Source organism: Plasticicumulans sp., from assembly GCF_035331805.1.
Taxonomy (GTDB): domain Bacteria; phylum Pseudomonadota; class Gammaproteobacteria; order Competibacterales; family Competibacteraceae; genus Plasticicumulans.
Genome location: NZ_DAOLKE010000149.1, coordinates 1 through 8421, shown reverse-complemented (window position 1 = coordinate 8421; position 8421 = coordinate 1). Strand labels below are relative to the sequence as shown.

Below are 8421 nucleotides of genomic sequence, written 5' to 3'. Positions count from 1 at the left end.
TGACATCGAGGGCGGTGGCAGCCCTGCCGGTGCAGGGCAGTCATTCAGTCCTGCCGGGGGTTGAGGCGCCGGATTGCCGGATCACTGCATCGCTTCTGCAGGATGCCGGTTCCGGACGCGGGCACCGTGATGGCGCAAACGACCGCCGGAACTTGACCGTTACACGCAGCCTTCGTCCCCGGTGTGTACCGGGTAAAGCGGACTGCACTCGATCCTGATCGATATTTTGCTGATGGCAGAAGTGATTGCAATTTAATATATTGCAATCACTGCAATCAAAACATGACGGAGAAAGCCATGCCATCCATCACCATTCGCAACGTCCCGGATGAGGTACACCGGGCGATCCGGGTTCGTGCAGCCAGGCACGGTCGCAGCACTGAAGCTGAAATCCGCGACATCCTGGAGCAGGCGGCGAAGCCCGAAGGCCGCCTGAAACTCGGTTCGCTGCTGACTTCCATCGCCCGCGAGGCCGGCGGTCTGACCGATGCCGAAGCCGGGCACTTCGACCAGCTCCGCGACAGGACGCTGGCCGAGCCGCTGAGGTTTGAATGATCGTCATCGATACCAACGTGATTTCCGAGTTGTGGAAGATCGAACCGAATCCCGGCGTGCTGGCGTGGATCGACGCACAGGCCATTGAAACGCTCTATCTGTCCGCCATCACCGTGGCCGAGCTGCGCTATGGCCTTGCCACGATGCCCGACGGCCGGCGCCGCACGATCTATCAGGATCGTCTGGAACAGGAGGTATTGCCGGCCTTTACGGCTCGTGTTCTCCCGTTCGATCTCGAGGCTTCCCGGGCTTATGCAGACCTGATGGCGCGGGCGAGGGCCGAGGGCAAGGTCATCGGCAAGGCAGACGGCTACATCGCCGCGATTGCCAACGCTCGCGGCTTCACCGTTGCCACACGCGACGTGGCGCCGTTCCAGGTGGCCGGCCTCCACGTCATCAATCCATGGCAGGCGATGCTGTAGCAGCAGCATGGAACTGCGCCCGATTACGCCTGCGGCTGCGCTCGTAAGCGCCGCCTGCCATGCACCAGAGGCGGCAGCGAGCTTCAGAACGTGCTGCGGATCAGCGCCGCGATCGCCTCCACGTCCTCTTCCAGCGCGAAGTGGCCGGATTCGAGGTAGTGGATGTGCGGCTGCTCGAGGTCGCGCCGGAAGGCTTCGGCGCCGGCGGCGATGAAGATCGGGTCGTGCCGGCCCCAGGCGACCAGCGTCTTCGGCTGCTGCGTGCGCAGGTACTGCTGCCAGGCCGGGTAGGACTCGACGTTGTGGCGGTAGTCGCGAAACAGCGCGAGCTGGCGTTCGCTGCTGCCGGGGCGGTCGAGCCCGGCCTGATCGTGCAGCCAGGCGTCGGGGTTCAGGCCGTGCGGATCGCGGGCGCCGGCCGTGTACTGCCAGCGCGTCATTTCCGCCGTCAGCATCTGCCGGGCGCCGGCCTCGTCGCCGCGCTCCCACAGCGGCAGGAACACCTCGCGCGCCGGCGCGCCGATGCCGTCGAGATAGGCGTTGGCGTTCTGGAACACCAGGCCGAGCACGCGCCCGGGTGCGGCAGTCGCCAGCCGCATGCCGACCGGGCCGCCGTAGTCCTGCATGTACAGGTGATAGCGCCCGACGCCGAGGCGGTCGAGCAGCGTCGCGACGATGCCGGCGAGGCGGTCGAAGCGGTACTCGAAGCGTTCGACCGGGGGCGCATCGGAGTGGCCGAAGCCGATGTAGTCGGGCGCGATGACGTGGAAGCGCCCGGCCAGACGCGGGATCAGCTCGCGGAACATGTGCGAGGACGACGGAAAGCCGTGCAGCAGCACGAAGGCCGGCGCGGCCGGATCGCCGGCGCTGCGGTGGAACACGGACAGGCCGTCGATCGTCGTGCGCCCGTAGCGCACGCGCAGCAGATCGGCGGGCGCCGGCAGCGGCGGGACAGGCATCGGCAGTTCGGCAGGGGCGGTCATGATCGGGAAGCTCCGGTGGGGGAAGGTGAGTAACCGTTAAAAACTAATTTGATGGTTACTGAGACACACCGTAGCCATGACTGCAAAACCTGTCAACATGGTTTTTATCGGTTACTATTCCCCCATGCCCGACCCGAACGATGTTCCGCCCCCCCCTGAGACACAGCCGGCCCCGGCCGCTCTGGCGCCGATGCGCATCGGCGAGCACCCGGCGCTCGACTTCGCCAACACGCTGGCGGCGCCGGCCGAGGTGCTGCTCGATTTCCTCGCCACGCCGGCGGCGCTGCTCGACTGGCTGGCCGGCACGCCGGAACTCGCCGATGCGCACGCGCTGGCGCAGCAGGCCGGAGCGCGCGGCGAACTCGACGCCGCACTGGCCGCGGTGCAGGCGCTGCGCGCGGCATGGCGCAGCGCGCTGCCGCGACTGGCGGATGCCGGAGCGCGCGCGGCGCTGCAGGAAACCCTGAACCTCTGGCTCGCGGCCGGGCGCGGTCACTGGCAGCTCGTCGCGCAGGACGGCGCCCTGCGGCTGCTGCACGTGACCGACTACACCGGGCCGGACAGCGTCGCCGCAGCGATCGCCGCCGTGCTCGCCGGACTGCTCGCGGAGGTGCCGGCAACCGAGGTGCGCAAGTGCGAGAATCCGGCCTGCGTGCTGTGGTTTCGCGATACCAGCAAGCGCGGCAACCGGCGCTGGTGCAGCATGGCCGCCTGCGGCAACCGCGCGAAGGCCGCTGCGCACCGCCGGCGCCTGCGGGCGGGCGACGGCGGCGGGTGAGGACGACGGCCGGCGACGGCGCTCCGGGCCTGCAGGAAACATGCGCGTTGCCGATGTCTGACTCACGTCAGACCCATGCCCTGACCCGCAAGCCGCGGACGCGGCCTGCGGACACGCGGACTGCGGAGCAGGCCGCGGAACCATCTGCGGGAATCGGCCTGTCCGGCGCACCCGGGCCGCTTCCGCGACGGTGACGGAACCGCCGCATCGGCGCGCCTTCCCGATCATCGGGCTGCCGGCATCCGGCCGGCCCGCCGGGGGCCGCCGCCATGCCTCTCTGTACCTCCGCCCGCTGCGAGGAAACCGTCAACGCCGTCACGCACGGCGCCGGCTTTGCCGCCAGCCTGGTCGGGCTGCCGTTCCTGATCCTCGCTGCGCACGCGCGCGAGCCCGGCGGCGCCGCTGCCGTGGTCGGTGCCAGCGTCTTCGGCGCCGCGATGCTGCTGCTCTACGGCATCTCGACCGTCTATCACGCCTGGCCGGAAACCCGCGGCAAGCGCATCTGGCGCGTGCTCGACCATGCGGCGATCTACCTGCTGATCGCCGGCACCTACACGCCGTTCACGCTCGGCGTGCTGGCCGGGCCCTGGGGCTGGTCGCTGTTCGGCACGGTCTGGGGGCTGGCGCTGCTCGGCATCGTGCTGCGCAGCCTCGGCGGCCTGCGCGACTGCCGCCGCTGCCAGCGCCTCGGCATCGCGCTGTACGTGGCGATGGGCTGGATGATCGTCATCGCCGCCGGGCCGATGATCGAGCGCATGGCCGTCGCCGGCCTCGTCTGGCTCGCGCTCGGCGGCGTGCTCTACACCGGCGGCCTGTGGTTCTTCGCGCGCGATCACCGGCGCTGGCATCACGCCGCCTGGCACGTGTTCGTGCTCGGCGGCAGCGTCTGCCACTATTTCGCGGTGCTGTGGCACGCGGGCTGAAGCCGCCGCCCGCGCTCAGCGGAGATGGCAGCGTTCGAATTCGTCCGCCGGCACCGGGCGGCCGTGCAGGTAACCCTGCAGCCGGTCGCAGCCGCGCGCATGCAGCCACTGCGCCTGCGCGAGGGTTTCCACGCCTTCGGCCGTGGTCTGCATGCCGAGCTGGCCGGCGAGCGCGATGACCGCGCCGGGGATGGCGCCGCCGCCGGCCGTGTCGAGTTCGGCGACGAAACTGCGGTCGATCTTCAGGGTGTCGATCGGCAGCCGGCGCAGATAGGCGAGCGAGGAATAGCCGGTGCCGAAGTCGTCGATGGCGATGCGCAGGCCCATTGCATGCAGGCGGTGCAGCACGTGCTCGGACGCGCTGCCACGCTGCATCAGCATCGATTCGGTCAGCTCGATCTCCAGCGCTGCCGGCGGCAGCCCGTGGTCTGCCAGCAGCTGGGCGATGCGCTCGGGCAGCCGCGGCTGACGCAGCTGCGGCACGGCCAGATTGACGGCGATCGCAGCGCCGGCGGCGATCCACGCATGCCAGCGCTGCGCCTGACGGCAGGCCTCGGCGAGCACCCAGTCGCCGATCGGCACGATCAGCCCGGTTTCCTCGGCGATCGGGATGAATTCGGCCGGCGGCACGCAGACACCGTCCGGGCGCTGCCAGCGCAGCAGCGCCTCGGCGGCGAGCGGCCGCCCGGGCGTACCGGCGGCGAAGACCGGCTGGTAGTGCAGCACCAGCCCGCCCTCGCTCAGCACCGTGCGCAGGCCCTGCTCGATCGCCAGCCGGCCGCGCAGTTCGGCGTCCATCTGCGCCGTGTAGAAGCGCAGACAGCCGCGGCCGGCGCTCTTGGCGCGGTACAGCGCCGTGTCGGCGCACTTGAGCAGCGTGGCGAAGTCCGTGCCATCGCGCGGGTACAGCGCGATGCCGAGGCTTGCGCGCACGTACAGCCGGTACGCGTCGAACTCGACCGGGGCATCGAGCGCCGCGAGGATCTTGCGCGCGACGAGGGCCGCAGCGGCCGGGGTTCCGGTTGCTGGCAGCACGACGATGAACTCGTCGCCGCCGTGACGCGCGACCGTATCGACGGCGCGCACGCTCGTCTTCAGACGCTCGGCCACCGCGCGCAGCAGCGCATCGCCGACCGGGTGGCCCCAGGCATCGTTGACATCCTTGAAGCGGTCGAGATCGAGAAACAGCAGCGCCAGCCCGCCCCCCGAGCGCCGGGCACCGGACAGCGCCTGCGCGAAGCGGTCTTCGAGCAGCGTGCGGTTGGGCAGGCCGGTCAGTGCATCGTGATGCGCGAGGTGGCGCATCCCCGCCTCCATCACCTTGCGCGCGGTGATGTCGGCGACCGAGCCGGCCATGCAGTACGCGCGACCGTCGGCGTCGCGCGCCGCGATGCCGCGCGCCGACACCCAGCGCCAGGCACCGTCGGCGGCGCGCACACGGTACTCGTGCTCGAAATACGGCGTGCGCCCCTGCAGATGCGTGGCGACGGCATGGTTGTAGCCGCCGCGATCCTCGGGGTGGATCAGGGCCAGCCACGCATGCGTGTCGGGCAGCAGATCCTGCTCGTAGCCGAGGATCGCGAGCAGGCGCGGCGACACGTACAAGGCCTTGGTCAGCGGATTCCATTCCCACAGCCCGTCGCTCGCGCCCGTCAGCGCCAGACGCTGTCCCAGGGCGCTGATGCCGCGCGCGCCGTCCACCGGTGGTTCGTTCATCGCCGCAGCATATCGCCGGGCCGCGGCAGCCTCACGGGTGCAGCCCCCGCATCTGCCCGAGGCCGCATCGCCGGCGCCGTCCGGCACGGGTTCGTGCCCGGCACCGGCGTCTGCCACTATTTCGCGGTGCCGCGGCACGCGGGCTGCGCCATCGGGCAGTCGCGTCGGCCGCGGCCGGAGCCTTGCGCGATGAACGCTTCCCCGATCCTGCTGCGCCCCGGCGCGCTCGACCTGGCGCTGCTGCGCGCCGTGCAGGAAGGCGAGCCGCCGCTCTGTCTTGAGCCCGGCTGCCGGACGGCGATCGACGCTGCCCAGGCGACGGTCACGCGCGTGCTCGCCGAAGGCCGCACGGTCTACGGCGTCAACACCGGCTTCGGCCTGCTCGCGCAGACGCGCATCGCAGCGGCCGATCTCGACACGCTGCAGCGCAGCCTGGTGCGCTCGCACGCCGCCGGCGTCGGGGCGCCGCTGCCGGAATCGACCGTGCGCATGGTGCTGGTGCTGAAGATCGCGAGCCTCGCGCGCGGCCATTCCGGCGTGCGCGCCGAACTCGTCGAGGCGCTGCTCGCGCTGTACACGCACGGCATCCGGCCGCTGATCCCGTCGCGCGGCTCGGTCGGCGCGTCCGGCGATCTGGCGCCGCTCGCGCATCTGGCGGCGGTGCTGATCGGCGAGGGCGAGGCGACGTACCGGGGCGTGCGCATGAGCGGTGCCGCGGCGCTGGCGGCGGCGGGGCTGGCGCCGCTCGCGCTGGCGCCGAAGGAGGGGCTGGCGCTGCTCAACGGCACGCAGGTATCGACGGCGCTCGCGCTCGAGGGCCTGTTCGCGGCCGAGAACCTGCTCGTCGCGGCCCTCGTCACCGGCAGCCTGTCGGTCGAGGCCGCGCTCGGCAGCCGCCGGCCCTTCGATGCGCGCATCCACGCCGTGCGCGGCCATGCGGCGCAGATCGACATCGCCGCCGCCTGCCGCGCGCTGCTCGATCACAGCGAGATCGAACGCTCGCACGAGCACTGCGGCAAGGTGCAGGACCCGTACTCGCTGCGCTGCCAGCCGCAGGTCATGGGCGCCTGCCTCGAACAGATCCGCCACGCCGCCGCGGTGCTGCTGACCGAGGCCAACGCCGTCTCCGACAACCCGCTGGTGTTCGCCGCCGACGACGACATCCTCTCCGGCGGCAACTTCCACGCCGAGCCGGTGGCGTTCGCGGCCGATGGTCTGGCGCTCGCGCTCGCCGAAACCGGCGCGCTCGCCGAGCGGCGCATCGCGATGCTGATCGACGCCAACCTGAGCAACGGCCTGCCGGCGTTCCTGGTCGCGCACGGCGGCCTCAACTCCGGCTTCATGGCCGCGCAGGTCACGGCCGCGGCACTCGCCTCCGAGAACAAGTCGCTCGCGCATCCGGCCTCGGTCGACAGCCTGCCGACCAGCGCCAATCAGGAGGATCACGTGTCGATGGCGACCTTCGCGGCGCGCCGGCTCGCGGAGCTGGCGGCCAACACCGCCGGCATCGTCGCGATCGAATGGCTGGCGGCGGCGCAGGGCGTGGACTTGCGTGCACCGCACCGCAGCTCGGCAGCGCTGCGCACGGCGCTGGCGCTGCTGCGCGCCGCGGTGCCGTTCTACGAGCGCGACCGCTGCTTCGCGCCCGACATCGCCCGCGCCACGGCGCTGATCGAGGGCGGGCAGCTGCGCGCCGCGGTGCGCGACGCGCTGCCGGCCGGACTGCTGCCGAGCGGCTGATACCGATCACACGTGCATGCGCTGTTGATCCCCCTCTCCCCAACCCCTCCCCCGCGAGGGGGGAGGGGCTGAAACGCTCGGGTGTTCAGCTGTGACTGGCATGAGGCCGGCAGGGGCGTTCAGCCGGCGAGGCGCAACGCATCGACCAGATGGCGCGCGATCAGCGGTGCCGACTGCGGGTTCTGGCCGGTGATCAGCGCGTGGTCGCGCGTCACGTACGCGCGCCACAGCTCGTCGTGCACGAATTCGGCGCCGAGCTCGCGCAGGCGCTGTTCCAGCGACACCGGCAGCACCGCGGTCAGGCCGACCGCGCTTTCCTCGGCATCGGTGATCGAGGTCACGCGCCGGCCGGCGACCAGCGGCCGGCCGCCGTAGCCGGTGGCGCCGAGCAGCGCCGCAGCGCCGTGGCAGAGCGTCGCGACGATCTGGCCGTAGCCGAGCATCGAGCTGACCACCTGCGCGACGCCGGCATCGCCCGGCAGATCCCACAGCGCGCCGTGGCCGCCGGGCACGAACAGCGCATCGAAGCGCAGCGGATCGATCTCGGCGACGCGCCGGGTCCCGGCAAGCTGCTGCTGCAGCTCGCGGTCCGCGACGAACTGCACGACCGAGGGCGGCAGCGCGCCCTCGACCTCGCACAGGCTGCGCGGATCGATCGGCGCCGTTCCGCCGAGCGGCGAGGCGAAATCCACGAGGCAGCGGGCTTCGCGCAGCGCGTAATACGGAATCGCGATGTCATCGGCCCAGGTGCCGGTCGGGTGGCCGGTGCCGTCGATCAGCGGCGTGGACGTGACGATGATCAGCACACGCTTGTTCATGATCCGCTCCTGTCCACGGCTCAGCCCGTGTGCGGACCGACCCTGCCGGGGGGGAGCGGTTCAGCCGCGCACATGAGCATCCGGCAAGATCACGGCACGCAAATGTCTGACGATCCTTGTTTTTCAGGGACCACCGGGAGCGGCCTGCACGGGGACACCCTCCGGCGACCGTGCGGAACCCGGCGCCCGCAGGAGCGGGCGCGCGCCAGACCGCGGGCCGGGACCGGCTGCCGGCGGCGGCGCTGAGGCTGCGGGCGCCGGTCGCGACGCTTTTCGCGTCGCGTGCAAGGCTTCGAGCGCGAGGCGCAAGGGAAAAAGCCCTGCGTGCATGGCTTCGAGCGCGGAGCGCAAGGGAAAAAGCCCTGCGTGCACGGCTTCGAGCGCGGAGCGCAAGGGAAAAAGCCTTGCGTGCACGGCTTCGAGCGCGAAGCGCAAGGGAAAAAGCCTTGCGCTTGCGGCTTCGAGCGCGGAGCGCAAGGGAAAAAG

9 protein-coding genes are annotated in these 8421 nt (G+C 71.1%); 6 read left to right on the top strand and 3 right to left on the bottom strand.

Annotation, left to right across the window (positions count from 1 at the left end; genetic code table 11):
- Positions 1–297 precede the first annotated feature (297 nt).
- Positions 298–555 carry an Arc family DNA-binding protein gene (locus PKE44_RS11440; protein WP_324551210.1) on the top strand — a complete coding sequence of 86 codons (258 nt, stop codon included), beginning with the start codon at positions 298–300 and terminating at the stop codon, positions 553–555.
- Positions 552–977, top strand: coding sequence for a type II toxin-antitoxin system VapC family toxin (locus PKE44_RS11435; protein WP_324551208.1), 426 nt, complete (start codon positions 552–554; stop codon positions 975–977). Before PKE44_RS11440 ends, PKE44_RS11435 begins: the two co-directional genes overlap by 4 nt.
- Before the next feature lie 83 nt (positions 978–1060).
- Here PKE44_RS11435 and PKE44_RS11430 read toward each other — a convergent pair whose 3' ends face one another.
- Positions 1061–1960 (bottom strand): alpha/beta hydrolase, encoded by a 900-nt coding sequence (locus PKE44_RS11430; RefSeq protein WP_324551206.1) that lies wholly within the window; start codon positions 1958–1960, stop codon positions 1061–1063.
- A gap of 190 nt (positions 1961–2150) precedes the next feature.
- On the opposite strand from PKE44_RS11430, the gene PKE44_RS11425 reads away from it, so the two are divergent.
- Positions 2151–2738 carry a CGNR zinc finger domain-containing protein gene (locus tag PKE44_RS11425; RefSeq protein WP_324551204.1) on the top strand — a complete coding sequence of 196 codons (588 nt, stop codon included), beginning with the start codon at positions 2151–2153 and terminating at the stop codon, positions 2736–2738.
- A 269-nt stretch (positions 2739–3007) separates the two neighbouring features.
- Complete coding sequence (locus tag PKE44_RS11420; RefSeq protein ID WP_324551202.1) at positions 3008–3661, top strand: hemolysin III family protein; 654 nt, start codon at positions 3008–3010, stop codon at positions 3659–3661.
- A gap of 15 nt (positions 3662–3676) precedes the next feature.
- On the opposite strand, the gene PKE44_RS11415 is transcribed toward PKE44_RS11420, so the two are convergent.
- Positions 3677–5377: an EAL domain-containing protein gene (locus PKE44_RS11415; protein ID WP_324551200.1), complete on the bottom strand. Its 1701-nt coding sequence runs from the start codon at positions 5375–5377 to the stop codon at positions 3677–3679.
- Between the two features lie 189 nt (positions 5378–5566).
- Here PKE44_RS11415 and hutH point away from each other — a divergent pair, with 189 nt between their 5' ends.
- Positions 5567–7117, top strand: a complete 1551-nt coding sequence (hutH, locus tag PKE44_RS11410) for a histidine ammonia-lyase (RefSeq protein WP_324551197.1) — start codon at positions 5567–5569, stop codon at positions 7115–7117.
- 119 nt (positions 7118–7236) lie between these two features.
- Here the strand turns inward: hutH and PKE44_RS11405 are convergent, their stop codons facing one another.
- Positions 7237–7935 (bottom strand): type 1 glutamine amidotransferase domain-containing protein, encoded by a 699-nt coding sequence (locus PKE44_RS11405; RefSeq protein ID WP_324551194.1) that lies wholly within the window; start codon positions 7933–7935, stop codon positions 7237–7239.
- A 282-nt stretch (positions 7936–8217) separates the two neighbouring features.
- Between PKE44_RS11405 and PKE44_RS11400 the strand changes: the two genes are divergently transcribed.
- A partial coding sequence (locus tag PKE44_RS11400; RefSeq protein ID WP_324551193.1) for a hypothetical protein occupies positions 8218–8421 on the top strand: 204 nt, incomplete at its 3' end.

What these genes read in the sequence shown, in the direction of transcription:
- PKE44_RS11415 (WP_324551200.1), bottom strand. Translation starts at nt 5,377, where the DNA reads ATGAACGAACCACCGGTGGACGGCGCGCGCGGCATCAGCGCCCTGGGA.
- PKE44_RS11435 (WP_324551208.1), top strand. Translation starts at nt 552, where the DNA reads ATGATCGTCATCGATACCAACGTGATTTCCGAGTTGTGGAAGATCGAA.
- PKE44_RS11430 (WP_324551206.1), bottom strand. Translation starts at nt 1,960, where the DNA reads ATGACCGCCCCTGCCGAACTGCCGATGCCTGTCCCGCCGCTGCCGGCG.
- hutH (WP_324551197.1), top strand. Translation starts at nt 5,567, where the DNA reads ATGAACGCTTCCCCGATCCTGCTGCGCCCCGGCGCGCTCGACCTGGCG.
- PKE44_RS11425 (WP_324551204.1), top strand. Translation starts at nt 2,151, where the DNA reads ATGCGCATCGGCGAGCACCCGGCGCTCGACTTCGCCAACACGCTGGCG.
- PKE44_RS11440 (WP_324551210.1), top strand. Translation starts at nt 298, where the DNA reads ATGCCATCCATCACCATTCGCAACGTCCCGGATGAGGTACACCGGGCG.
- PKE44_RS11420 (WP_324551202.1), top strand. Translation starts at nt 3,008, where the DNA reads ATGCCTCTCTGTACCTCCGCCCGCTGCGAGGAAACCGTCAACGCCGTC.
- PKE44_RS11405 (WP_324551194.1), bottom strand. Translation starts at nt 7,935, where the DNA reads ATGAACAAGCGTGTGCTGATCATCGTCACGTCCACGCCGCTGATCGAC.